Genomic DNA, 22560 nt, shown 5'->3' on the forward strand with positions numbered 1-22560 from the left:
ACCGGCGCGTGTCGCCTTCGTCGGCGCTGGACCGGGTGACGTCTCACTGATGACCGTTGCCGCGGTCGACCTGCTCGGTCGGGCGGACGCGGTCATCACCGACCAGCTGACCAACGAGGACATCGTCGCCTCGATGACGAGCGAGGGCGTCGACGTCGTCGACGCCAGCCACGGCGAGCACGGCCAGCAGCTGACGCACGCCATGCGCGCCCGCCTCGTCGTCAAGACGGCCAAGGCGCACAAGTCCGGCCTCGTCGTGCGACTCATGGACGGCGACCCGGCCACCTTCAACGGCCTCGCCGAGGAGGCGCAGGCCCTCGTCAAGGCGGGCATCGACTTCGACATCGTGCCGGGCGTCTCCGCGGTCAGCGCGGTCCCCGCCTACGCCGGCGTCCCGCTCACCTCGCGCTCGACCGGTGCGCTGCACGTCGTGAGCGTCGCAGGCGGCAAGCGGACCGACCTGTCCGCGTCGATCGGCGACGACGTCACGCTCGTGCTGCTCGGCCTGCCCGAGCACCTGGGTCAGGCCTTCACCGACCTGCTCGCCGCAGGACGCGCGGCGGACACCCCCGTCGCCCTCACGCGTGGTGGCACGACCACCCACCAGACGACCCGGCAGACCACCCTCGAGGAGGCGGCCCGGGCGATCGTCGGCCTCGAGGTGCCGACCCTGGCCGTCATCGGCTCGACCGTCGGCCTGCGCGAGAGCCTCTCGTGGTTCGAGACCAAGCCGCTGTACGGCTGGCGCGTGCTGATCCCTCGCACCAAGGACCAGGCCGGACCGATGACCAAGCAGCTGCTCGGCCACGGTGCGACGAGCCAGGTCGTCCCGACGATCAGCGTCGAGCCGCCCCGCACCCCCCAGGCCGTCGAGCGGGCCGTGCGCGGTCTGGTCACCGGCCGCTACCAGTGGATCGGCTTCACGTCGGTCAACGCCGTCAAGGCCATCCGGGAGAAGTTCCAGGAGTTCGGCCTCGACGCCCGTGCCTTCTCGGGGCTGAAGATCGCTGCCGTCGGTGGCGTGACCGCCGATGCCCTGCGCGATTGGGGCCTGGAGCCCGACCTCGTGCCCACGGGCGAGATGTCGGCCAAGGGCCTGCTCGAGGAGTGGCCTCCCTACGACGAGGTCCTCGACCCGATGGACCGGGTCTTCCTGCCGCGAGCCGACATCGCCACCGACACCCTCGTCGCCGGGCTGCAGGAGATGGGCTGGCAGGTCGACGACGTGACGGCCTACCGCACCGTGCGGGCCACCCCGCCGCCGGCACCCGTGCGCGACGCCATCAAGCAGGGCGCCTTCGACGCGGTCGTCTTCACCTCGTCCTCCACGGTGCGCAACCTCGTCGGCATCGCCGGCAAGCCGCACCCGTCCACGATCATCGCCTGCATCGGCCCGGCGACCGTCAAGACGGCCGAGGAGGCCGGTCTGCGGGTCGACGTCATGGCTCCCGAGGCGACCGGCGAGAGCCTCGTCGAGGCCCTCGCGACCCACGGCCGCGAGCTGGCCGCAGCGGCCCACGAGGCCGGTGAAGAGGTCACCCGTCCGAGCGAGCGTCGCAAGAAGTCGTCCACCCGGCGCAAGGCGAAGGGGTGAGCCCCGCCGCTTCTCGTCCGGCTGGGCTGGCGATCCGGCCGCGACGACTGCGGGGGAGCATCCCCCTTCGTCGTCTGGTCGCGCAGACCCGGCTGCACCCGGCGGACCTGGTCCTGCCGGTCTTCGTCCGTGAGGGCATCGACGCGCCCGTCGACATCTCCTCGATGCCGGGCGTCGTGCAGCACACCGTCGACTCGCTCGTCGACGAGGCGCGGGCCTGCGTCGACGCGGGCATCGGCGGGATCATGCTCTTCGGGGTACCGCAGGCCAAGGACGCCCGCGGCTCCGGCGCCGACGACCCCGAGGGGATCCTCAACGTCGCGACCCGGGCCGTCGTCGACGCGGTCGGGGACCGGCTCGTCGTCATGACCGACCTGTGCCTCGACGAGTTCACCGACCACGGTCACTGCGGGGTGCTGACGACGGCACTGGACGGGAGCATCGTCGTCGACAACGACGCGACCCTCGCGCGGTACGCCGACATGGCCCTGGCCCAGGCGGCCGCAGGCGCTCACGTGCTCGGGCTGTCCGGGATGATGGACGGCCAGGTCGCCCACGTCCGCGCCGCCCTCGACGACGCCGGGTACACCGACACGCTCGTCCTGGCCTACGCCGCGAAGTACACCTCGGCGCTCTACGGGCCCTTCCGCGAGGCCGTCCAGTCCTCCCTGAGCGGTGACCGCGCGACCTACCAGCAGGACCCGGCCAACGCGACCGAGTCCCTGCGCGAGATCGAGCTGGACCTCGCCGAGGGCGCCGACATCATCATGGTCAAGCCCGCGCAGCCGCACCTGGACATCGTCGCGGCAGCCGCCGAGATCTCACCCGTCCCTGTCGCGGCGTACCAAATCTCGGGGGAGTACGCCCAGATCGTCGCCGCCGCCGAGCGCGGCTGGATCGACCGGGAAGCGGCCGTCTTCGAGTCGCTGCTGCACATCAAGCGGGCCGGTGCGCAGATCGTCCTCACCTATTTCGCGCTCGAGGTCGCGGGGCGGTTGTGAGCGAGGAGACGGCCTGGCTGAGCGCCCGCGAGCAGGAGCACTGGCGCGCCTACCTGCGGGGGTCACGCCTGCTCGAGCGCGCGCTCGCCGACGACCTGTCGCCCCTCAACATCCAGCTCACCGAGTACGAGCTGCTCTCGATGCTCTCGGAGTCACCGGACCAGCGCACCCGGATGTCCCGGCTCGCCGACGACATCATCCAGTCGCGCTCCCGCGTGACGCACACGGCCTCCCGGCTGGAGAAGCGCGGCTGGGTCGAGCGCTGCCGCTCCAGCGATGACGGTCGCGGGGTCGAGATCTCCCTGACCGACGCCGGACGCGAGGCGCTCGCCGAGCTGTCGCGGGTGCACGTGGAGTCCGTCCGCCGGCACCTCGTCGACGCCCTGACGCCCGAGCAGTTCGAGGCGCTGGGAGTCGCGATGGCAGTGCTGCGCGACGGGATGGCGCCGACGCACCACGAGATCGGTCTCGACGACTGAGGCACCGCATCTCCTTAAGGAAATGCGCACATGGATGCGACGACCTCAAGGAAATGCGCACGACCTTAAGGAAATGCGCACATGGATGCGACGACCTCAAGGAAATGCGCACGACCTCAAGGAAATGCGCACGACCTCAAGGAAATGCGCACGACCTCAAGGAGATGCGCAGTGGGTGCGTACGACCTTAAGGAAATGCGCACGTGGCTGCGCGCGACCTCCAGGGGGACCGCTGCACCCCCTCGGGGAGCGGCCAGCTCGTTTGGGAGACTGAGGGCATGACGCTCTCGACGACTGGTTCGCAGGCCCTCTTCGACCGCGCCCGTACGGTCATCCCCGGTGGGGTCAACTCGCCGGTGCGCGCCTTCGGTGGGGTCGGTGGGGTCCCGCGCTTCATCGACAGCGCGAAGGGAGCCTGGCTCACCGACGTCGACGGCAACCGCTACGTCGACCTGGTCTCCTCCTGGGGGCCGATGATCCTCGGCCACGCCCACCCCGACGTGCTCGACGCGGTGACCGCAGCCGCGGCCAAGGGATTCTCCTTCGGCACACCGAGCGAGAACGAGGTGCTGCTCGCCGCCGAGATCGTCGACCGGGTCGAGCCGCTGGAGCAGGTGCGTCTGGTCTCCTCCGGCACGGAGGCGACCATGTCCGCCCTTCGCCTCGCCCGCGGTGCGACCGGCCGCTCGGTCGTCGTGAAGTTCGCCGGCTGCTACCACGGGCACGTCGATGCCCTTCTCGCGCAGGCCGGCTCGGGTGTCGCGACCTTCGCGCTGCCTGACTCGGCCGGAGTGCCGGCATCGGCCGCGGGCGAGACGATCGTCCTGCCCTACAACGACCTCGCCGCCGTCGAGGAGCTCTTCGCCGTGCGCGGCGAGGAGATCGCCGCGGTCATCACCGAGGCGGCCCCGGGCAACATGGGGGTCGTCCCGCCGGAGCCGGGATTCACCGAGGGCCTGCGTCGCGTCACGGCAGCGCACGGTGCCCTGCTCATCAGCGACGAGGTGATGACCGGCTTCCGCGCCAGCCGCTCGGGCTGGTACGGCCTCGAGACCGGCCCCACGGGTGCCCACCCGGGTGGCTACGCCGGCGGCGCACCCGACCTCTTCACCTTCGGCAAGGTCATGGGCGGTGGCTTCCCGGCTGCGGCCTTCGGTGGCCGCGCCGACCTCATGGCCAACCTCGCCCCCGAGGGACCCGTCTACCAGGCGGGCACCCTCTCGGGTAACCCCGTCGCGACGGCCGCCGGCCTGGCCACCCTGCGCGGGTGCACCGAGGGGCTCTACCCGCGGCTGGAGTCGACCGCCCGCACCATCGCCGACGCAGCGTCCGCCGCGCTGTCCGCCGAGGGTGTCGCCCACCGGGTGCAGTGGGCCGGCTCGATGTTCTCCATCTTCTTCCGGGACGGGCAGGTGCGCTCCTTCGCCGACGCGCAGGCCCAGGACACGCAGGCCTACGGTCGGTTCTTCCACGCGATGCTCGAGGCCGGGGTCCACCTGCCGCCCAGCGCCTTCGAGGTCTGGTTCGTCTCCGACGCCCTCGACGAGAGCGCGCTCGACACGATCCGCGCCGCGCTTCCTGCTGCGGCCAAGGCGTCTGCCTCGGCCTGACCGGTTGCCGGCCGTGGAGGTCGGCCCGGAAGGGTGGGTCCGCGCGGGCCGAAGTCCTTCGTCATCGTCCGAGCCAGGTGTCGTTCTCGACTTCGGCTTGAGTCGCGCGGACCCACCCTTCCCGGCCTCCCCCTTCGTCCCCCAAGTGACCCAGCCCGGCCTTTTCCTTGAGTCGCGCCGATGCGCCCACGCCAGCCTTCCCCCTTCGTCCCCCAGGTGACCCAGCCCGGCGTCGATGTCGAGGGGTGGCGTCGAACTGCACGGTTGGCTGACGCGAGAGCGTCGGCCAACCGTGCACAACGACGCCAGGCACGCACGGAGGTGACGTGGCGTAGGCGGACGCCGTGGGTGGGTCGGCGCGCATCAAACCGAAGTCCGATACGACAAGGTCAGTGATCTCGAGAACGAAGGGACTCCGGCGCGCGCCGACCCACCCGTGGGGGCGGCCGAACGAGATTCCCAGCCGGACGAGCGGTCAGGCGCGGGCGAGGTAGAGGGCGTACTCGAGGCGCCGCCCTTCGCGCTCGACCTCGAGGAGCACCTCGTCGGTGGGGGAGAGGGACTCGAGCGTGTCCAGAAGCGCGGGCTCGCGCTGGGCGGCCCAGATCGCGAGCACCCCGCCGGGGGCGAGCCGCGACAGGGCGGCGCGCAGGGCATCGGCGCGGTAGAGGCGCTCGTTGCCCTCGTGGACGAGGAAGCTCGGGCCGTTGTCGACGTCGAGGAGCACAAGGTCCCACGGTCCAGCGGGGTCGGACTCGCCGTGCAGCACGCGGTCGACGTCGCCGGCGTGGATCGTGACGCGGGGGTGGCGGGCCACGAGGCCGAGGGTCGGGGCGAGCGCCAGGCGGGCCCACGCCACGAGGTCCTCCTCGATCTCCACCACGTCGACGTGCCGCACCCGCTTGTCCTTGAGCACCTGCCAGGTGGTGAAGCCCAGCCCGAGCCCGCCGACGAGGACGCGGTCAGGAGAGTCGACGCGAGCGAGGGCCTCCTGCGCCAGGGCCACCTCGGTCGAGGGGTCCAGGCTGTCCATGGCGAAGACCCCCGCGACGACGAGCTCGTGCACGACCCCCGACCCGGAGGGGTCGGGACGCACGCGCAATGCGATCTCGCCGCGGGGTGTGGTCGCCGAGACGATCGTCTCGGAGGTGGTGTCCATGGGGCTCCTCCACTCACCGGCCCGGATTTTCGGGACTGATGTGTTGTCTATTACGTGAGGGTAACCGGAGCAATGTCACACGGCGGCAGGCGCACCCGGTACCGTGTGCCCGCTCACAAGGCGGTACCTTGAGCCCGTGGCTACTACGACCCTCCCCGCGAAGAAGAAGGGGGTGGCGTCGTCTTCCATCGGGCTCAAGCTCCTCATGGCAGGCACCGGCGTCATCTTCATCCTGTATGTGCTGCTGCACATGTACGGCAACCTCAAGGCCCTGGCCGGTCAGGAAGCCTATGACACGTATGCGCACCACCTGCGCACCTTCGGTGAGCCGATGCTCCCGTACGGCGGTCTCCTGTGGACCGTGAGGATCGTGCTGATCCTCGCGATCGTCGGGCACGTCTACGCCGCACTGCGGCTCATCGCCCGCAACAACGCGGCGCGGCCGGTCAAGTACCAGGTGAAGAAGAACATCGGCTCGACGCTCGCCTCGCGCACCATGCGCTGGGGTGGGCTCGCCCTCTTCGTCTTCGTGATCTTCCACCTGATCCAGTTCACGATCGTCAAGCCCAACCTCTACGGGGCGGCTGACTCGGCCGCGATCAAGGAGTCGCCCTACGTGATGCTCAGCGCGGCCTTCGCGATGTGGTGGGTCCTGCTCATCTACGTGATCGCCATGGTGGCGCTCGGCATGCACCTCTACCACGGCGTCTACAGCGCCTCGCAGACGATGGGTCTGAACAACACCGCCACGGCCCGCGCACGCGCTCGTGCGATCGGAGCCGTCCTTGCTGCGGTGATCGTGGTCGGGTTCCTGATCCCGCCGGTCTACATCTTCATCGACAGTCTCTGAGCAGGAGCCTCCACACCATGACTGACACCCTCAGCGAGTACTTCTCCGTCGGCGAGCCCGTCGTCGACACCAAGGCGCCCGACGTCGCCGACATCAACACGATGTGGACGCAGCACCAGTTCGACTCCGCGCTGGTCAACCCGTCCAACCGTCGCAAGCTCGACGTCATCATCGTCGGCACCGGCCTGGCCGGCGCCTCGGCCGCCGCGACGATGGGAGAGGCCGGCTACAACGTCAAGAGCTTCTTCTACCAGGACAGCGCCCGTCGCGCGCACTCGATCGCCGCCCAGGGCGGGATCAACGCCGCGAAGAACTACAACGACGACGGCGACTCCGTCTACCGCCTCTTCTACGACACGGTCAAGGGCGGCGACTACCGCAGCCGCGAGTCCAACGTCTACCGGCTGGCCCAGGTCAGCAGCAACATCATCGACCAGTGCGTCGCACAGGGTGTCCCCTTCGCCCGCGAGTACGGCGGCCTGCTCGACAACCGCTCCTTCGGTGGTGTCCAGGTCGCGCGCACCTTCTACGCCGCGGGCCAGACCGGCCAGCAGCTGCTCATCGGCGCCTACCAGGCCATGGAGCGCCAGGTCGCCAAGGGCACGGTGACCGAGTTCAGCCGCCACGAGATGCTCGAGGTCGTCATCGTCGACGGTGTCGCCCGCGGCATCATCGCCCGTGACATGGTCACCGGTGAGATCGAGACGCACCTGGCCGACGTCGTCGTGCTCGCCAGCGGTGGCTACGGCAACGTCTTCTTCCTCTCGACCAACGCGATGGGCTGCAACGTCACCGCCGCGTGGCGGGCCCACCGCAAGGGCGCGTACTTCGCCAACCCGTGCTACACGCAGATCCACCCCACGTGCATCCCGGTCTCCGGTGACCACCAGTCGAAGCTGACGCTGATGTCGGAGTCGCTGCGCAACGACGGTCGCATCTGGGTGCCCAAGCGGGCCGAGGACTGCGACAAGGACCCGCGGCAGATCGCCCCCGAGGACCGCGACTACTACCTGGAGCGGATCTACCCCGCCTTCGGCAACCTCGTGCCCCGTGACATCGCCTCCCGCCAGGCCAAGAACATGTGCGACGAGGGCCGCGGCGTCGGCCCGCTCGTCGACGAGGTCGACGCCGACGGCAACAAGCGCCAGATGCGTCGCGGTGTCTACCTCGACTTCGCTGCCGCGATCGAGCGTCTGGGTCAGGCCGCGGTCGAGGAGAAGTACGGCAACCTCTTCGACATGTACGCCCGGATCACGGGTGAGAACCCCTACGAGGTGCCGATGCGCATCTACCCGGCCGTGCACTACACGATGGGCGGCCTGTGGGTCGACTACGACCTGCAGACCTCGGTCGAGGGCCTCTTCTCGATCGGCGAGTCCAACTTCTCCGACCACGGCGCCAACCGCCTGGGCGCCTCCTCGCTGATGCAGTGCCTGGCGGACGGCTACTTCGTCCTGCCCAACACCATCCGCGACTACCTGGCCAAGGGTCCCTTCGACAAGATCGCCGAGGACCACCCGGCAGTCGTCGAGGCCAAGACCGCGGTCACCGACCGGATCGAGAAGTTCCTGTCGATCAACGGTGAGCGCAGTGTCGACTCCTTCCACCGCGAGCTCGGCCACATCATGTGGGAGTACTGCGGCATGGAGCGCACCGACGAGGGCCTGCGCAAGGGCATCGCCCTCGTCCGGGAGCTCAAGGACGAGTTCTGGAGCAATGTCCGGGTGCTCGGCACCGCGGACTCGCTCAACCAGAGCCTCGAGAAGGCCGGCCGCGTCGCCGACTTCCTCGAGCTCGGTGAGCTCATGTGCATCGACGCGCTGAACCGCCGCGAGTCCTGCGGCGGCCACTTCCGCGCCGAGTCCGTGACCGAGGACGGCGAGGCGCTGCGCCACGACGACGAGTTCGCGTACGTCGCGGCCTGGGAGTTCGGCGGCGACGGAGCACCTGTCCTGCACAAGGAAGACCTGAACTACAAGTTCATCGAGCTGAAGCAGCGGAGCTACAAGTGAGCATGAATCTGACCCTCAAGATCTGGCGCCAGGCCGGACCCACGGCGAAGGGCGAACTCGTCACCTACCCGGTCAAGGACATCTCTGCGGACATGTCCTTCCTGGAGATGCTCGACGTCCTCAACGAGCAGCTCATCGCCGAGGGCACCGAGCCGATCGCCTTCGACAGCGACTGCCGCGAGGGCATCTGCGGCATGTGCGGCCTGATGATCTCCGGCCAGGCACACGGCCCGGAGCGCACCACCAGCTGTCAGCTGCACATGCGCTCCTTCCGTGACGGAGAGACCATCACGGTCGAGCCGTGGCGGGCCAACGCCTTCCCGATCATCCGGGACCTGATCGTCGACCGCAGCGCCTTCGACCGGATCATCCAGTCCGGTGGCTATGTCTCCGTCAACACCGGTGCCGCCCCCGAGGCGCACGCGGTGCCTGTGCCCAAGGAGAAGGCCGACCGGGCCTTCGACTCCGCCAAGTGCATCGGCTGCGGCGCCTGTGTCGCGGCCTGCCCCAATGCCTCGGGCATGCTCTTCCTCGGCGCCAAGGTCACCCACCTGGGTGAGCTGCCGCAGGGTCAGCCGGAGCGCAACGGTCGCGTCGTCAAGATGCTCGAGACGCACGACCTCGAGGGCTTCGGCGGCTGCACCAACATCGGTGAGTGCTCCGCGGCGTGCCCCAAGGAGATCCCGCTCGACGTGATCAGCACGCTCAACGCGGACCTGCGCAGGGCCGCCCGCAGCGGGTCCTGAGACCCGGCACGACGAGGACTGCCTCATCAGCCCACGCGTGAGACGACCACGGCGCCTCGCCAGCATCCTGCTGGCCGGCGCCGTGGTCGCGTCGTCGAGCGGCTGCAGCCTCCTCGCCGGTGGCGAGGACCAACCGTCGCCGACGAGCCAGGTGCCCCTGACGACGACCACGACGAGCGGGTCCACGGCGTCGTCGACGACGAGCAGCGTGACGACCAGGAACCCACCGAGCGGCAGCAGCGTCCTCACGGAGTCACGCGCCTACATGGCGGCGATCAACAATGTGACGATCTCGGGCACGGTCTACGACCCCGAGCACAAGCTGACCATCACGATCCGGGCCGAGGGCTCCACCGGCGGGCTGCTCTCGACGTCGAAGAAGGCCGGCATCTCCCGCACCACCTTGTCCGCCCCCGGCGGTGGCACGCTGGCGACGCTCGCGGTGGGGACCGACCACTACCTCAAGGCCGACAAGGCGTGGCTGGACGCGATGGACGCACCCCGCGACAGCCCCTTGCGCAAGCGCACGGGTGTCTGGGTCCAGGTGCCCTTCGACAACTCGCCCATCGACGCCTACCGCCCGCAGACACTGCTCCAGCAGACCTTCTACGGCAAGTCCCTCACCCCCTACGACGCCAAGCAGAGCCCGGCGAGCTTTGACCGGCTCGACGGGCAGGAGACCTACCGGGTGGCGATCCGCAAGGCGGACGCGGCCTCCGCGGGCGAGCGGATCCTGTGGGTCTCGACCGAGCCCGGCAAACCGGCCCCGATCCGGCTGAGCTATGGCGAGGGCGCGCAACGCTCGGTGCTGCGGTACACGAAGTGGGGGAGCAGCCGCGAGGACTGGAAGCGTCCCGCCAAGGCCACCTCCCTCGACGGGTTCATCGGCAGCTTCTGATCGGCCGGGAGGGCGTGGAGCTCCTCAGCCGCGAGGTGGGCTCAGCCGAGCCAGGCCAACCGGGTGGCCAGCAGCGCATAGCCGACGAAGGCGATGACGTCGATGACCCAGTGCGCGATGAACATCGGCGCGACGCGTCGCACGCGCAGGTAGACGGCTCCCAGGAGCAGCCCCATCGCGACATTGCCGACGAACCCACCGAGGCCTTGGTAGAGGTGGTAGCTGCCGCGCACGAGCGCGCTGACGACGACGATGGCCACGGGCGACCAGCCGGCCTCACGCCACCGGGTGAAGAGGTACCCGAGCATGATGACCTCCTCGAGGAGGGCATTTTGCCCCGCGGCGAGGATGAGCACCGGGATGGTCCACCAGGCAGCCGACAGGTCTGAGGCGGCGATCGTGGTGTTGAGGTCGAGGGCCCGTGCGGCGAGGTAGAGCCCGAGGCCGGGGATGCCGATGGTGGCGGCCAGCGCGAGTCCCTGGACGAGGTCGCGGACGGGCGCGCTCCGGTCGAGGCCGATGAGGCGAAGGGGGTGCGGGTGCTGTCGGGCGAGCAGGTGCAGTGCCAGCACGGCGGGGATGAGGGCCAGACCGATGCCGACGAGCTGATGGGTCAGGTCGAGCCAGGGCCGGTCGGGTGTCACCGACTGGTTCATCGCGGTGACCTGGCCGGAGAGGCCGCCCTGGGTGGTCAGCTTGCGCGCGAGCGACAGGGCCGACCACAGGGCGGACGCGCCCAAGGACACGCCGAGGACGAGCAGTGACTCGGTCAGTGCAGTCCGGCGGGTGAGGACTTCCGGAGCGGCGGACATGGCCTCAGCCTAGATCCGCTTGGGGTGTCGCCGGCTCGCGGAGGGACCCTCCCCGGTGATGTCAGCTGAAGGCGAGGTGGCTGTAGTACGCGAAGAGCGGCTCGCGACGCGCGACACGCACGCGACGGTTCTCGCTGAAGAACTGGAAGGCGGCGATGCCCACCGAGACGACGAGGACGGCCAGGGCGATGCCCACGAGGGTGAGGGCGGCGGTGAGGAAGCCGGAAACGGTTGCGATGCTCATGACGTGCATTCCTTTCTGCATATGTTGAAGACAGTGATGAATCTACACACGTAGAAGATCCTCGTCAACTCGACGCTGACCGATTCGTGTGGGCCCGCATCGACGGGCCCGGCGCGCGGTAGCGTGGCCGTGATGAGTACGCACGAGAGCGCCACCCTGTCGCCGCGGATGCGCCTGATCCTCGAGTCGGCGACCAAGGTCGTCGCGGCCGGTGGCATGCGAGGCCTGACCCATCGCGCGGTCGACGCCGAGGCCGGCCTGTCGCAGGGCTCGACGTCGGGATACCTGCGCACCCGTCTGGCGCTGGTGTCGGCACTCGCGGAGTTCATCGCTGCCGGGCTCATCGACAGCGTCGAGGAGCTGGCGGGCGAGCAGCAGGCCGGGGAGCCGGTTGCCACGGTCGTCGAGCACGCCTTGGACCTCTTCGCCGGATGGCTGCGCGAGCCGGAGGCGCTGCTCGCCAAGGCCGAGCTGGCGCAGGAGGCGATGCGTCAGCCCGAGGTCGCCGAGGCATTGGAGCCGGCTCGTCTGCGCATCGAGGGGATCGTCGGCCAGATCCTCGTTCGAGCGGGGGTCGGTGACGTGCAGACGTCTGCGCAGGCCATCATCGCGGCGATGGAGGGCGTGCTGGCCAGTGCGCTGGCGAAGCCGACGGCGGAGCGCGAGGCCTATGTCCGCGAGGTCGGCAAGCGGATCATCACCGCCTTCGTCCCCACCGTGGGCTGAGCGTCAGGTCGCGACCCGACCGCGGCTGCGACGCCGGCGGAGTCCGGCATGGAGGGTGAAGACCTTGATGAGCATCGCCGCGAGGACGATGAGCACGAGGACGACGAGGACCGGCAGGAAGACCGCCACGAGCGCGATGCCCACCGAGGCGCCGTCCTCAGCGGTGGAGACCACGGGCGCTCCCAGGCCGAGTGTCCCTGCGTTGACGACCGGCCGCGCCGCGGCCTTGCCGGTGTGCACGAGCCCCGAGACCACCACGCCGAGCAGGACGCCAACCCAGGCGTGCTCCTGCATCCACGTCGAGCCGTCGAGCGTGCTCGCGCCGGCGGTCGCGGCGCCCATGAGTCCACCCATGCTGGGGCGGATGAAGGTCTGCACGGCGTCGTTGATGCTGTCGACGGCGGGGATCTTGTCGAGGGTGAGCTCGGTGACGAGCAGGAGCGCTCCGACACCGATCGCCCACCACGAGTCCATCCACTCCAACCCCGTCGGGAGCACGACGATGTCGCTGAACCGGGCGAGCAGGGCCACGAGCAGGAAGGGGATGTAGGCGTTGAGCCCCGCGGCGGCACTCAGCCCCATCCCGGTCAGTGCAGCGATCATCGGCTCACCTCTCGACGGCGCGGGTCGCCCCCGCGTGCCCTCGCAGGCTAGCGCCGATGGATCGGGGGTGCCGGGAACCTAGGATGATCGGCATGAAGGTTCTCTCCGCTGTTGCCTGGCCGTATGCCAACGGCCCTCGTCACCTCGGTCACGTCGCCGGGATCGGGGTTCCCTCGGACGTCTTCAGCCGGTACATGCGCATGGCGGGTCACGACGTGCTCGTCGTCAGCGGGTCGGACGAGCACGGCACGCCGATCCTGGTGCAGGCCGACAAGGAGGGCATCTCGGCGCACGAGTTCGCCGACCGCAACCACCGCATCATCGCGCAGGAGCTCGTCGACCTCGGGTGCTCCTACGACCTCTACACGCGCACGACGTCGCGCAACCACTACCGGGTCGTGCAGGACCTCTTCGAGCAGTGCCTGGCCAACGGCTACTTCATCGAGCAGACCCAGCAGGTCGCGCTCGACCCTCGCACCGGACGCACCCTGCCCGACCGCTACATCGAGGGCACCTGCCCGATCTGCGGCTACGAGGATGCCCGCGGTGACCAGTGCGACAACTGCGGCAACCAGCTCGAGCCGACTGACCTGCTGGACCCGCGCAGCAAGATCGACGGGGCTACCCCGCAGTTCGGCGAGACCGAGCACTTCTTCCTCGACCTGCCGGCCTTGGCCGACGCGCTGCGCGAGTACCTGCAGGGCCGTGAGGCGACGGGCACCTGGCGCCACAACGTCATCAACTTCAGCCTCAACATCCTCGACGACATCCGTCCGAGGGCGATGACCCGCGACATCGACTGGGGCATCCCCCTTCCCGGCGAGTACGGCGACAAGTACCCGACCAAGCGCTTCTACGTGTGGTTCGACGCGGTCATCGGCTACCTGTCCGCGTCCATCGAGTGGGCCCGCCGCACCGGCGACGCCGAGCGCTGGCGCGAGTGGTGGAACGACCCGCAGGCGCAGTCCTTCTACTTCATGGGCAAGGACAACATCACCTTCCACAGCCAGATCTGGCCGGCCGAGCTGCTCGCCTACTCCGGCAAGGGGGCGAAGGGAGGCCAGCCCGGGGCCCTCGGTGAGCTCAACCTCCCCACCGAGGTCGTGGCCAGCGAGTTCCTCACGATGGAGTCCAAGCAGTTCTCCTCCAGCCGCGGTCACGTCATCGGCCTGCGCCACGTGCTCGAGACCTATGGCCCCGACCCGCTGCGCTACTACATCTGCGCGGCCGGCCCGGAGACCCAGGACTCCGACTTCACGTGGCCCGACTTCGTCCAGCGCAACAACTCCGAGCTCGTCGCCGGCTGGGGCAACCTCGTCAACCGCACCGCGTCGATGGTGGCGAAGAACTTCGGCGAGATCCCGCAGCCGGGTGACCTCGATGAGGTCGACTCCGCTGTCCTCGCCAGGGTCGCGGCGGCCTTCGACGAGGTCGGCGGGCTGCTCGCCCGCAACCGGGTCAAGGCGGCGCTCGCCGAGGTGATGCGGGTCGTGGGCGACGTCAACAAGTACGTGTCCGACACCGAGCCCTTCCGGTTGAAGGGCGATGACCAGCGCGAGCGTCTCGCGACGGTCCTGCACACGCTCGTGCAGGCGACGAGCGACTGCAACCTGCTCCTGGCCCCCTTCCTCCCGCACGCGGCCAACCGGGTCGACGCCGTGCTCGGCGGCACCGGCGACCTGATGCCGATGCCTCGGGTCGAGGAGGTGGAGGACCTCGACGGCGGTCCGGGCTACCCGGTGATCACCGGTGACTACGCGGGCACTCCCGACTGGGCGAGCAGCCCTGTGGCAGTGGGCAGCCCGATCGCCAAGCCGACCCCGGTCTTCGTCAAGCTCGACCCCGAGGAGGTCGTCGCCACGGAGCGTGCGGCCATGTCGGACGACTGATGGCCGGGCGAGACGACGTCGCGGCACGGCCGGACCCCCTTCCTCTGGCCGTCGTCGACAACCACACCCACCTCGACATCCGGCGGCACGACATCCCGGACGCCATCGCGCCTGACGGGCAGGGCGAGCGGACCACGGCCGACGTGGCCGCCGCGCTCGCGACGGCAGCCACGGTCGGGGTCGACCGGGTCGTGCAGGTGGGGTGCGACCTCGAGAGCGCACGGTTCACCGTCGACCAGGTCGAGCGCCATCCGTCCATGCTGGGCGCGGTTGCGCTGCACCCCAACGAGATCCCTGATCTCGCGGAGTCGGGCCGGCTCCAGGAGGCGTGGGACGAGATCGAGCGCCTCGCAGCGCACCCGAGGGTGCGTGCCATCGGGGAGACCGGTCTCGACTACTTCCGCACCGGACCCGAGGGGCGCGCTGTGCAGCAGGAGTCCTTCCGCTGGCACATCGACCTGGCCAAGCGCACCGGCAAGGCCCTGCAGATCCATGACCGGGACAGCCACGAGGACGTCCTGCGAGTGCTCGCCGAGGAGGGGGCCCCGCAGACCACGGTCCTGCACTGCTTCAGCGGTGACCTCGCGATGGCGCGTGAGTGCGTCGAGCGGGGATACCTGCTGTCCTTCGCCGGGACCGTGACCTTCAAGAGCGCGGCAGGGTTGCGAGAGGCGCTGACCCACACCCCGATCGACCAGGTGCTCGCCGAGACCGACGCGCCCTACCTGACCCCGTCGCCCGAGCGGGGCCGCGCCAATGCCCCCTACCTGCTGCCGCACACGGTCCGGGTCATGGCCGCAGCCCTCGGTGTCGACGTCGCGACGATGTGCACGGCGATCTCGGACAACAGCGAGCGCGTCTACGGTCCGTGGCGCACCTCATAGTTGCGGCAACCAGGCCGCCTGGGGCCTAATTTTTCGGGGGTTCTCGGGGACGCAGGTCGCTCTGCGACCGTGAGTCCCCGAGGGTTCCGTTATCAAAACTTGACCTTCGGGGGACCGCTGGTGCATCGTGGTCCGCTGTTGGCCGGGGCCGGTTTCCCCTGATCTTGATCTTTCGCTGACACAGGTGCCCGTCAACCGTGGGTCCCCGTGCGCGGACCCACCGGTGCCCGGGAAGTTCGATCATCGGAGCACCGTGAGTTCACCCACGATCCGTCGTGCCACCCAGGCCGGCGTCGTCTGCGCCCTTGCCCTCGGAGTCTCGGGCGTCGTCGTCATGGACAAGTCCGTCGCACTGTCGGTCGACGGGCAGAAGTCGACCGTCCACTCCTTCGGCGGCACCGTCGCCGATGTCCTCGACAAGCAGGGCATCGAGCTCGGCGAGAACGACGTCGTGACCCCGTCGGCCCAGACCTCGGTCGACGACGGCCAGACGATCGTCGTGCGCTACGGCCGCAAGCTGGCGGTCACGGTGGACGGCAAGGAGCGGGTGTACTGGACGACGGCCTCGACCGTCGGCCAGGCGCTCCAGGAGCTCGGCATCCGCGGCAGCGAGGACGCGGTCCTGTCCGCCTCTCGTAGCGCGGGCATCGGTCGTGACGGGCTGGAGCTGAAGATGGCCACCCCCAAGGACGTCACGCTGGTCGTCGCCGGCAAGCGCAGCACCGCGACGGTGACGGCCTCGACCGTCAAGGCCGCGCTGAAGGAGGCCGAGGTCCGCTTCGACTCCAACGACCTCATCAAGCCGGGTGCCGCCAAGGCGGTCACCGACGGCATGACGATCCGTCTGGACCGCGTCGCCACCAAGGGCGCCAAGCGCACCGAGAGCATCCCCTTCACGACGGTCGTCAAGAAGGACTCATCTCGGTTCGAGGGCACCAGCAAGGTCGAGCGCGAGGGCCGTGACGGCCTGCGCACCAACACGGTGAAGCTCGTCTACAAGAACGGCAAGGTCTCCGCCAGCAAGGTCACGAGCAGCACGGTGACCCGGCAGCCGGTCAGCAAGGTCGTCCTCGAGGGCACCAAGGCCAAGCCCAAGCCCAAGCCCGCTCCGGCCGCACCGGCGCCGCAGCCGCCGGCCCCCACCGCGTCCGCACCCAAGGCCACGGCCCCCAAGGCGTCCGCTCCCAAGACTTCGGCTCCCGCACCGTCGGCGCCGGCACCCACCCAGAGCACGGCGGGCATCAACCTGGCCAACGCCGCGATGTGGGACCGGATCGCCCAGTGCGAGTCGACCGGCAACTGGTCGATCAACACCGGCAACGGCTACTACGGCGGGCTGCAGTTCGACATCGGCACCTGGCTCGGTGCCGGCGGAGGCGACTTCGCCCCGCGCGCCGACCTCGCCTCGCGCGCCGAGCAGATCACCGTGGCCAACCGCGTGAAGGCCTCGCGTGGCCTCTCCCCGTGGGGCTGCGCAAACGCTGCCTGATCCCTTCGAGACAGTTGCTGCGCAACCTCCTCAGGACACCGCCGCACCACTGACGACGGACCCCCGAGACCTCACGGTCTCGGGGGTCCGTCGTCACTGCGATTGCCGAAGCCTTCCCCTCGATGAATAGAGTCCCCTCATGAGCACCGACCTGCCCGAGCCCGCTGCCGGCTCCGGCCTGCTCGGGGCCGTCCGCGTCCGCGAGCTGGCCGACCGGCTGGGCGTGCGTCCCACCAAGCAGTGGGGGCAGAACTTCGTCGTCGATGCCAACACGGTGCGCCGCATCGTCCGGGCGGGGGACGTCACGCCCGACGACCACGTCGTGGAGATCGGGCCGGGCCTCGGCTCGCTGACCCTCGCCCTGCTGGAGCAGGCCTCCCGGGTCACGGCCGTCGAGGTCGACCCGGTGCTGGCAGCGGCCCTGCCGGAGACCGTGGCGGTGCAGCTGCCCGGGGCGCAGGAGCGCCTCGAGGTCGTGCACGCCGACGCGCTGAGGGTCACCGAGCTGCCGGGGCCCGAGCCCACCGCGCTCGTGGCCAACCTGCCGTACAACATCTCCGTGCCGGTCGTGCTGCACTTCCTGGAGACCTTCCCGAGCATCGAGCGGGTGCTCGTCATGGTCCAGCTCGAGGTCGCCGAGCGACTGGCCGCGGGGCCGGGGAGCAAGACCTACGGGGTGCCGAGCGTCAAGGCGGCGTGGTGGGCCGAGGTGGGGCTCGCCGGCCGCGTCTCGCGCAGCATCTTCTGGCCCGTGCCCAATGTCGACTCCGGCCTCGTCAAGCTCGTGCGCCACGACCCACCGGTCACCGAGGCGACGCGCCAGCAGGTCTTCGCGGTCGTCGACGCTGCCTTCGCCCAGCGCCGCAAGACCCTGCGAGCGGCGTTGCGCGGCATCGCCGGGTCCGGTGAGGTGGCCGAGGCGGCCCTGCTGGCGGCCGGTGTCGACCCTCGCACGCGCGGTGAGCAGCTGGACGTTCTCGCCTTCGCTCGGATCACCGAGGAGCTCATGGCTAGGGTGACGGCATGACCTCCGTGCTCGAGCTGCCCGCGGCCGTGACCGTGCGTGCGCCGGCCAAGGTCAACCTCGAGCTCTTCGTCGGGCCGCTGCTCGATGACGGCTACCACTCGCTGTCGACGGTCTACCAGGCCGTGGGGATCCACGACGACGTGACCGCGGCACCGTCCGACGAGTGGGGTTGCTCGGTCCGTGGGCGCGATGCCGACAAGGTGCCGACGGACGAGTCCAACCTCGCTCTGCGCGCTGCCCGTGCGCTCGCCGAGCACACCGGTGGGCAGGACCCCGTCCACTTGTCGATCCACAAGGAGATCCCGGTCGCCGGCGGCATGGCCGGCGGCTCCGCCGATGCTGCGGCTGCGCTCGTGGCGTGCGACGCACTGTGGGGCACGGACCTGCCCAAGGAGGAGCTCGAGGAGATCGCGGCTGGTATCGGCAGCGACGTCCCCTTCCTGCTGCACGGTGGGACCTGTGTGGGCTCGGGGCGTGGCGAGGTCGTCACCCCTGTCCTGGCCAAGGGGACCTATCACTGGGTCTTCGTCCCCTCCGCCGCGAGTGGCCTGTCGACGCCGATGGTCTACTCGGCCTTCGACCAGCGCCTGGCCGGCACCGCGATCCCGGAGCCGCGGCCCAGCACCGCGCTGATGAGCGCGTTGCGGTCGGGCGACCCGACCGCACTGGCACCCGTGCTCGACAACGACCTGCAGGCTGACGCGATCGCCCTCCAACCGGCGATCGGTGAGCTCATCGAGGCAGCGATGGGCTTCGGCGCCCTGGCCGCGATCGTCTCCGGGTCGGGCCCGACCGTCGCGATGCTCGCCTCCGGCGCCGAGGGTGCCATCGACCTGGCCGTGGCTCTGACCGCATCCGGTGTCGCCGGAGACGTCCTGCGGGCGACCGGGCCGACGCACGGTGCCCACATCCTGCCCACGGTGCGTGCCAGCTGATGGCGACACCTCTGCTCGGAGCGGAATCGCTCCATCTCGAGTACCCCACGCGCGTCGTCTTCGACTCCGTCAGCCTCGGCATCGAGGAGGGCGACCGGATCGGTCTGGTCGGCCGCAACGGTGACGGCAAGTCGAGCCTGCTCGGCATGCTCGCCGGAACGATCGAGCCGCAGTCAGGCCGGATCACCCGACGCGGGGGAGTGCGCTTCGGCGTCCTCGCCCAGTCCGACGACCTCGACCCCGACCACACCGTCGGCCATGTCATCGTCGGCGACCGGCCCGAGCACGAGTGGGCCGGCGACCCCGTCGTGCGCGACGTCATCGGCGGCCTCGTCTCGGACGTCCCGTGGGAGGCGAGGGTCGGTGACCTGTCCGGTGGGCAGCGCCGACGCGTCGCGCTCGCGGCCCTGCTCGTGCACGACTGGGACCTCGTCGCGCTCGACGAGCCCACCAACCACCTCGACGTCGAGGGCATCTCCTGGCTCGCCGAGCACCTCAAGCGCCGCTGGCCCAAGAACCTCGGTGGCCTGGTGGTCATCACCCACGACCGGTGGTTCCTCGACGAGGTCTGCACCGAGACGTGGGAGGTCCACGACGGCATCGTCGAGCCCTTCGAGGGCGGTTACGCCGCCTATGTCCTGCAGCGGGTGGAGCGAGACCGGATCAACGCGGCGACGGAGTCGAAGCGCCAGAACCTCATGCGCAAGGAGCTCGCCTGGCTGCGGCGCGGCGCGCCTGCGCGCACGTCGAAGCCGAAGTTCCGCATCGAGGCCGCCAACCAGCTCATCGCTGACGTGCCCCCCGTACGCAACCCGATCGAGCTGCAGCAGATGGCCGTGGCCCGGCTGGGCAAGGACGTCATCGACATCGAGGACGCGAGCGTCACCTTCGGTGACCGCAAGATCCTGCGCGACATCACCTGGCGGATCGCGCCGGGCGAGCGCACGGGGATCCTCGGCGCCAACGGCGTGGGCAAGTCGACGCTCCTCGCGCTGATCGCCGGTGACCTCGAGCCCTCCAGCGGCCGGGTCAAGCGGGGCAAGACCGTGAAGTTCGGCTTCCTCGACCAGCAGTTCTCCCAGCTGCAGGAGATCAGGACGGACCGGGTGCGCGAGGTGCTCGCCCGGACCAAGACGACCTTCACGATCGACGGCAAGGACCACACGCCGGCGCAGCTGCTGGAGCGACTCGGCTTCGCGAGGGAGCACCTGTCAGCGCGAGTCGGTGAGCTGTCCGGTGGCCAGAAGCGTCGCCTGCAGCTGCTCCTGCTGCTGCTCGCCGAGCCCAATGTCATCGCCCTCGACGAGCCGACCAACGACGTCGACTCGGACATGCTGGCGGCGATGGAGGACCTGCTCGACTCGTGGCCGGGCACGCTCATCGTGATCTCGCACGACCGCTACCTCCTCGAGCGGATCACCGACCAGCAGTACGCGATCCTCGACGGCCGCCTGCGGCACGTCCCCGGCGGCGTGGACGAGTACCTGCGACTGCGGGCCGCCCAAGGATCGACGGGTGGTCCCGGTGCGATGGCGGCAGCCATCGCGACCACGACGAAGGGGGGAGCGCAGCCCCCTTCGTCCTCCACTCCAGCGGGTGACCCCGCCGCGCAGCGGGACGCGCGCAAGAGGATGGCGCGGATCGAGAAGCAGCTGGCCAAGCTCGATGCTCGTGAGAACAAGCTGCACCACGAGATGGCGGATGCGGTGCACGACCACACGCGGCTGTCTGAGCTCAATGCGACGCTTGGTGCGATCAGGGACGAGAAGGAGCTGCTCGAGCTGGAGTGGCTGGAGACGGCCGAGCTCGTCGACTGACCCCGCTCAGGCGGGGGTGGCTAGGCCTCGAAGGGAGCCAGCAGCCGCTTGAGCGCACGCGTCAGCGCATCCCGCTCGGCGGGTGCCATGTCGTCCAGGAGCTCGCCCTCGCGGGTCAGCAGGTCGGCCATCGCGGAGTCGACCGCGGCCTGACCCCCCTTCGTCAGGCGGACGATGACGCCGCGACGGTCGGTGGGCGACGGGAGGCGCTCGACCCATCCCTTGGTCGCCAGACGGTCGATCCGGTTGGTCATGGTCCCGGACGTCACGAGGGTCTCCTGGACCAGACGGCCGGGGGAGAGCTCGTAGGGCTCGCCGGCGCGCCGCAGCGCCGACAGGACGTCGAACTCCCAGCCCTCGAGCTCGTGCCGGGCGAAGGCCGTGGTCCGGTCGAGGTCGAGCAGGCGGGCCAGCCGGGAGACCCGGGAGAAGACATGGAGGGGCTCGACGTCGAGATCGGGGCGCTCGCGTCGCCATGCCTCGACGATCGCATCGACGTCGTCGGAGGGGTCGTGGCGGCTGGTCATGCATCGAGAATACCTGCCATCGTGAATCTTGATGTCGAGACAAAACGTTCGTCGGCGGTTACGCTCGTCGGACGCTACCGAGGAGGCAACATGACAGTGACCTGGGACCCGAGCCGGTACGGGCAGTTCTCCGACGAGAGAGCGCGCCCCTTCGCCGACCTCATGGGTCGCGTCGCGGCCACGCAGCCGCAGCTCGTCGTCGACCTGGGTTGCGGCAGCGGCCGGCTCACTCTCTCGCTCGCAGAGCGGTGGCCCCAGGCGCGCATCGTGGGTGTCGACAGCAGCCGCGAGATGTTGGCGGCCGCCCAGGCCTCGGACACCGACTCGCGGGTCGAGTGGGTGCAGGCCGACCTGGCCGACTGGGACATCGCCGGTCTGGGTGCCGCCCCTGACGTCATCGTCAGCAACGCTGCCCTGCAGTGGGTCCCGCGCCACCTGCGGCTCATCGAGACCTGGTCCGCGGCGCTCGCGGACGGTGGCTGGTTCGCCCTGCAGGTGCCGGGCAACTTCGACGCCCCGACGCACGCCTTGATGCGCGAGGTGGCGATCGACCACCCACGCAGCGGTGAGCTCGAGGCGGCCACCAAGCGCTACGGGGCCGGCGACCCCTCGACCTACCTCCAGGTCCTCACCGCGGTGGGGCTCGCCGTGGACGCCTGGGAGACGACGTACACGCACGTGCTCGACCCCCGGGCCGAGAGCGACAACCCTGTCCTGGACTGGGTGTCCGGCACCGGCCTGCGCCCGATGCTCGAGGTCCTGACGGACGAGGCCGAGCGTGCGGACTTCCTCGCCACCTATGCCGAGCGGGTGGCCACCGCCTACCCGCGGACGCCCGCGGGCGTGCTCCTGGCCTTCCGCCGGGTCTTCGCGGTGGGCCACAAGGCGTGAGCGTCGTCGGCCTGCACCATGTCCAGATCGCCTGCCCGGCCGGCAGCGAGGACCGCCTGAGGGCCTTCTACTCCGGGGTGCTCGGTTTGCCCGAGATCCCCAAGCCGCCCGTGCTGGCCGCTCGGGGTGGCGTGTGGTTCCGCGTCGGTGACCACGAGCTGCACTGCGGGGTCGAAGGGGGCTTCCGCCCAGCCCTCAAGGCGCACCCGTGCCTGCTCGTCGAGGACATCGAGAGCGTGGCGGCGGCCGTCGCCGAGGCGGGCGGTGAGGTTCGCTGGGACGAGGCGATCCCCGGGACCCGTCGCTTCCACACCGATGACCCCGTGGGCAACCGCGTCGAGCTGCAGCAGGCCTGAGCCGGAAACGT

22 protein-coding genes are annotated in these 22560 nt (G+C 69.9%); 17 read left to right on the forward strand and 5 right to left on the reverse strand.

Translation table 11 applies throughout. The features are described from left to right. Positions 1 to 49: 49 nt before the first annotated feature. From EXU32_RS01890 to hemL, 4 genes are all read left to right on the forward strand, one after another. Entirely contained in the window at positions 50 to 1594 is a 1545-nt protein-coding gene (locus EXU32_RS01890) for a uroporphyrinogen-III synthase (protein ID WP_242612852.1), read from the forward strand. Further along, on the forward strand, positions 1591 to 2595 hold the full coding sequence (gene hemB, locus EXU32_RS01895; protein WP_242612853.1) for a porphobilinogen synthase: 1005 nt from the start codon (positions 1591 to 1593) through the stop codon (positions 2593 to 2595). The genes EXU32_RS01890 and hemB overlap by 4 nt, the downstream gene beginning before the upstream one ends. Next, on the forward strand, positions 2592 to 3074 hold the full coding sequence (locus EXU32_RS01900) for a MarR family winged helix-turn-helix transcriptional regulator (protein ID WP_130628372.1): 483 nt from the start codon (positions 2592 to 2594) through the stop codon (positions 3072 to 3074). Before hemB ends, EXU32_RS01900 begins: the two co-directional genes overlap by 4 nt. A gap of 278 nt (positions 3075 to 3352) precedes the next feature. Continuing rightward, entirely contained in the window at positions 3353 to 4684 is a 1332-nt protein-coding gene (gene hemL / locus EXU32_RS01905) for a glutamate-1-semialdehyde 2,1-aminomutase (protein WP_130628373.1), read from the forward strand. A gap of 475 nt (positions 4685 to 5159) precedes the next feature. Here hemL and EXU32_RS01910 read toward each other — a convergent pair whose 3' ends face one another. Beyond that, a complete protein-coding gene (locus EXU32_RS01910) occupies positions 5160 to 5843 on the reverse strand; it encodes a hypothetical protein (protein WP_130628374.1) in 684 nt (227 codons plus the stop codon). A 136-nt stretch (positions 5844 to 5979) separates the two neighbouring features. On the opposite strand from EXU32_RS01910, the gene EXU32_RS01915 reads away from it, so the two are divergent. From EXU32_RS01915 to EXU32_RS01930, 4 genes are read left to right on the forward strand one after another with little or no spacing between them, the layout of a single operon-like run. Next, positions 5980 to 6693, forward strand: coding sequence for a succinate dehydrogenase cytochrome b subunit (locus EXU32_RS01915; protein ID WP_130628375.1), 714 nt, complete (start codon positions 5980 to 5982; stop codon positions 6691 to 6693). A 17-nt stretch (positions 6694 to 6710) separates the two neighbouring features. Beyond that, on the forward strand, positions 6711 to 8705 hold the full coding sequence (locus EXU32_RS01920; protein WP_130628376.1) for a fumarate reductase/succinate dehydrogenase flavoprotein subunit: 1995 nt from the start codon (positions 6711 to 6713) through the stop codon (positions 8703 to 8705). 2 nt (positions 8706 to 8707) lie between these two features. Then, positions 8708 to 9451, forward strand: a complete 744-nt coding sequence (locus EXU32_RS01925) for a succinate dehydrogenase/fumarate reductase iron-sulfur subunit (RefSeq protein WP_130628377.1) — start codon at positions 8708 to 8710, stop codon at positions 9449 to 9451. 37 nt (positions 9452 to 9488) lie between these two features. Next, positions 9489 to 10349 carry a hypothetical protein gene (locus EXU32_RS01930; protein WP_130628378.1) on the forward strand — a complete coding sequence of 287 codons (861 nt, stop codon included), beginning with the start codon at positions 9489 to 9491 and terminating at the stop codon, positions 10347 to 10349. A 41-nt stretch (positions 10350 to 10390) separates the two neighbouring features. Here EXU32_RS01930 and EXU32_RS01935 read toward each other — a convergent pair whose 3' ends face one another. Both EXU32_RS01935 and EXU32_RS01940 read right to left on the reverse strand, forming a co-directional pair. Further along, positions 10391 to 11161 carry a CPBP family intramembrane glutamic endopeptidase gene (locus tag EXU32_RS01935; RefSeq protein WP_130628379.1) on the reverse strand — a complete coding sequence of 257 codons (771 nt, stop codon included), beginning with the start codon at positions 11159 to 11161 and terminating at the stop codon, positions 10391 to 10393. Between the two features lie 61 nt (positions 11162 to 11222). Continuing rightward, positions 11223 to 11405 (reverse strand): hypothetical protein, encoded by a 183-nt coding sequence (locus EXU32_RS01940; RefSeq protein ID WP_130628380.1) that lies wholly within the window; start codon positions 11403 to 11405, stop codon positions 11223 to 11225. 132 nt (positions 11406 to 11537) lie between these two features. Here EXU32_RS01940 and EXU32_RS01945 point away from each other — a divergent pair, with 132 nt between their 5' ends. After that, positions 11538 to 12131, forward strand: a complete 594-nt coding sequence (locus tag EXU32_RS01945) for a TetR/AcrR family transcriptional regulator (RefSeq protein WP_130628381.1) — start codon at positions 11538 to 11540, stop codon at positions 12129 to 12131. A 3-nt stretch (positions 12132 to 12134) separates the two neighbouring features. Here the strand turns inward: EXU32_RS01945 and EXU32_RS01950 are convergent, their stop codons facing one another. Continuing rightward, positions 12135 to 12734 (reverse strand): DUF4126 domain-containing protein, encoded by a 600-nt coding sequence (locus EXU32_RS01950; RefSeq protein WP_130628382.1) that lies wholly within the window; start codon positions 12732 to 12734, stop codon positions 12135 to 12137. A gap of 92 nt (positions 12735 to 12826) precedes the next feature. Here EXU32_RS01950 and metG point away from each other — a divergent pair, with 92 nt between their 5' ends. The 6 genes from metG (at position 12827) to EXU32_RS01980 (ending at position 20775) form a co-directional block, all read left to right on the forward strand. Then, positions 12827 to 14623, forward strand: a complete 1797-nt coding sequence (metG, locus tag EXU32_RS01955) for a methionine--tRNA ligase (protein WP_130628383.1) — start codon at positions 12827 to 12829, stop codon at positions 14621 to 14623. Then, positions 14623 to 15507 carry a TatD family hydrolase gene (locus tag EXU32_RS01960; protein WP_130628384.1) on the forward strand — a complete coding sequence of 295 codons (885 nt, stop codon included), beginning with the start codon at positions 14623 to 14625 and terminating at the stop codon, positions 15505 to 15507. Before metG ends, EXU32_RS01960 begins: the two co-directional genes overlap by 1 nt. A 253-nt stretch (positions 15508 to 15760) precedes the next feature. Further along, positions 15761 to 16996 carry a resuscitation-promoting factor gene (locus tag EXU32_RS17595; protein WP_278044455.1) on the forward strand — a complete coding sequence of 412 codons (1236 nt, stop codon included), beginning with the start codon at positions 15761 to 15763 and terminating at the stop codon, positions 16994 to 16996. A 139-nt stretch (positions 16997 to 17135) separates the two neighbouring features. Continuing rightward, entirely contained in the window at positions 17136 to 18023 is an 888-nt protein-coding gene (rsmA, locus tag EXU32_RS01970; RefSeq protein WP_130628385.1) for a 16S rRNA (adenine(1518)-N(6)/adenine(1519)-N(6))-dimethyltransferase RsmA, read from the forward strand. Then, positions 18020 to 18958: a 4-(cytidine 5'-diphospho)-2-C-methyl-D-erythritol kinase gene (locus EXU32_RS01975; RefSeq protein ID WP_130628386.1), complete on the forward strand. Its 939-nt coding sequence runs from the start codon at positions 18020 to 18022 to the stop codon at positions 18956 to 18958. Before rsmA ends, EXU32_RS01975 begins: the two co-directional genes overlap by 4 nt. Continuing rightward, positions 18958 to 20775: an ABC-F family ATP-binding cassette domain-containing protein gene (locus EXU32_RS01980; protein WP_130628387.1), complete on the forward strand. Its 1818-nt coding sequence runs from the start codon at positions 18958 to 18960 to the stop codon at positions 20773 to 20775. Before EXU32_RS01975 ends, EXU32_RS01980 begins: the two co-directional genes overlap by 1 nt. A gap of 20 nt (positions 20776 to 20795) precedes the next feature. On the opposite strand, the gene EXU32_RS01985 is transcribed toward EXU32_RS01980, so the two are convergent. Further along, a complete protein-coding gene (locus EXU32_RS01985; RefSeq protein WP_130628388.1) occupies positions 20796 to 21302 on the reverse strand; it encodes a MarR family winged helix-turn-helix transcriptional regulator in 507 nt (168 codons plus the stop codon). Between the two features lie 90 nt (positions 21303 to 21392). Between EXU32_RS01985 and EXU32_RS01990 the strand changes: the two genes are divergently transcribed. Continuing rightward, positions 21393 to 22193: a methyltransferase domain-containing protein gene (locus EXU32_RS01990; RefSeq protein ID WP_130628389.1), complete on the forward strand. Its 801-nt coding sequence runs from the start codon at positions 21393 to 21395 to the stop codon at positions 22191 to 22193. Beyond that, complete coding sequence (locus EXU32_RS01995; RefSeq protein ID WP_130628390.1) at positions 22190 to 22549, forward strand: VOC family protein; 360 nt, start codon at positions 22190 to 22192, stop codon at positions 22547 to 22549. Before EXU32_RS01990 ends, EXU32_RS01995 begins: the two co-directional genes overlap by 4 nt. The last annotated feature ends 11 nt before the right edge of the window (positions 22550 to 22560 follow it).

Source organism: Janibacter limosus, from assembly GCF_004295485.1.
GTDB lineage: Bacteria > Actinomycetota > Actinomycetes > Actinomycetales > Dermatophilaceae > Janibacter > Janibacter limosus_A.

Bases quoted from the DNA above. Each gene is read 5' to 3' on its own strand.
- EXU32_RS01890 (WP_242612852.1), top strand. From the start codon at position 50: ATGACCGTTGCCGCGGTCGACCTGCTCGGTCGGGCGGACGCGGTCATC.
- hemL (WP_130628373.1), top strand. From the start codon at position 3,353: ATGACGCTCTCGACGACTGGTTCGCAGGCCCTCTTCGACCGCGCCCGT.
- EXU32_RS01910 (WP_130628374.1), bottom strand. From the start codon at position 5,843: ATGGACACCACCTCCGAGACGATCGTCTCGGCGACCACACCCCGCGGC.
- EXU32_RS01920 (WP_130628376.1), top strand. From the start codon at position 6,711: ATGACTGACACCCTCAGCGAGTACTTCTCCGTCGGCGAGCCCGTCGTC.
- EXU32_RS01925 (WP_130628377.1), top strand. From the start codon at position 8,708: ATGAATCTGACCCTCAAGATCTGGCGCCAGGCCGGACCCACGGCGAAG.
- EXU32_RS01935 (WP_130628379.1), bottom strand. From the start codon at position 11,161: ATGTCCGCCGCTCCGGAAGTCCTCACCCGCCGGACTGCACTGACCGAG.
- EXU32_RS01940 (WP_130628380.1), bottom strand. From the start codon at position 11,405: ATGAGCATCGCAACCGTTTCCGGCTTCCTCACCGCCGCCCTCACCCTC.
- EXU32_RS01945 (WP_130628381.1), top strand. From the start codon at position 11,538: ATGAGTACGCACGAGAGCGCCACCCTGTCGCCGCGGATGCGCCTGATC.
- EXU32_RS01950 (WP_130628382.1), bottom strand. From the start codon at position 12,734: ATGATCGCTGCACTGACCGGGATGGGGCTGAGTGCCGCCGCGGGGCTC.
- metG (WP_130628383.1), top strand. From the start codon at position 12,827: ATGAAGGTTCTCTCCGCTGTTGCCTGGCCGTATGCCAACGGCCCTCGT.
- EXU32_RS01960 (WP_130628384.1), top strand. From the start codon at position 14,623: ATGGCCGGGCGAGACGACGTCGCGGCACGGCCGGACCCCCTTCCTCTG.
- rsmA (WP_130628385.1), top strand. From the start codon at position 17,136: ATGAGCACCGACCTGCCCGAGCCCGCTGCCGGCTCCGGCCTGCTCGGG.
- EXU32_RS01975 (WP_130628386.1), top strand. From the start codon at position 18,020: ATGACCTCCGTGCTCGAGCTGCCCGCGGCCGTGACCGTGCGTGCGCCG.
- EXU32_RS01980 (WP_130628387.1), top strand. From the start codon at position 18,958: ATGGCGACACCTCTGCTCGGAGCGGAATCGCTCCATCTCGAGTACCCC.
- EXU32_RS01985 (WP_130628388.1), bottom strand. From the start codon at position 21,302: ATGACCAGCCGCCACGACCCCTCCGACGACGTCGATGCGATCGTCGAG.
- EXU32_RS01990 (WP_130628389.1), top strand. From the start codon at position 21,393: ATGACAGTGACCTGGGACCCGAGCCGGTACGGGCAGTTCTCCGACGAG.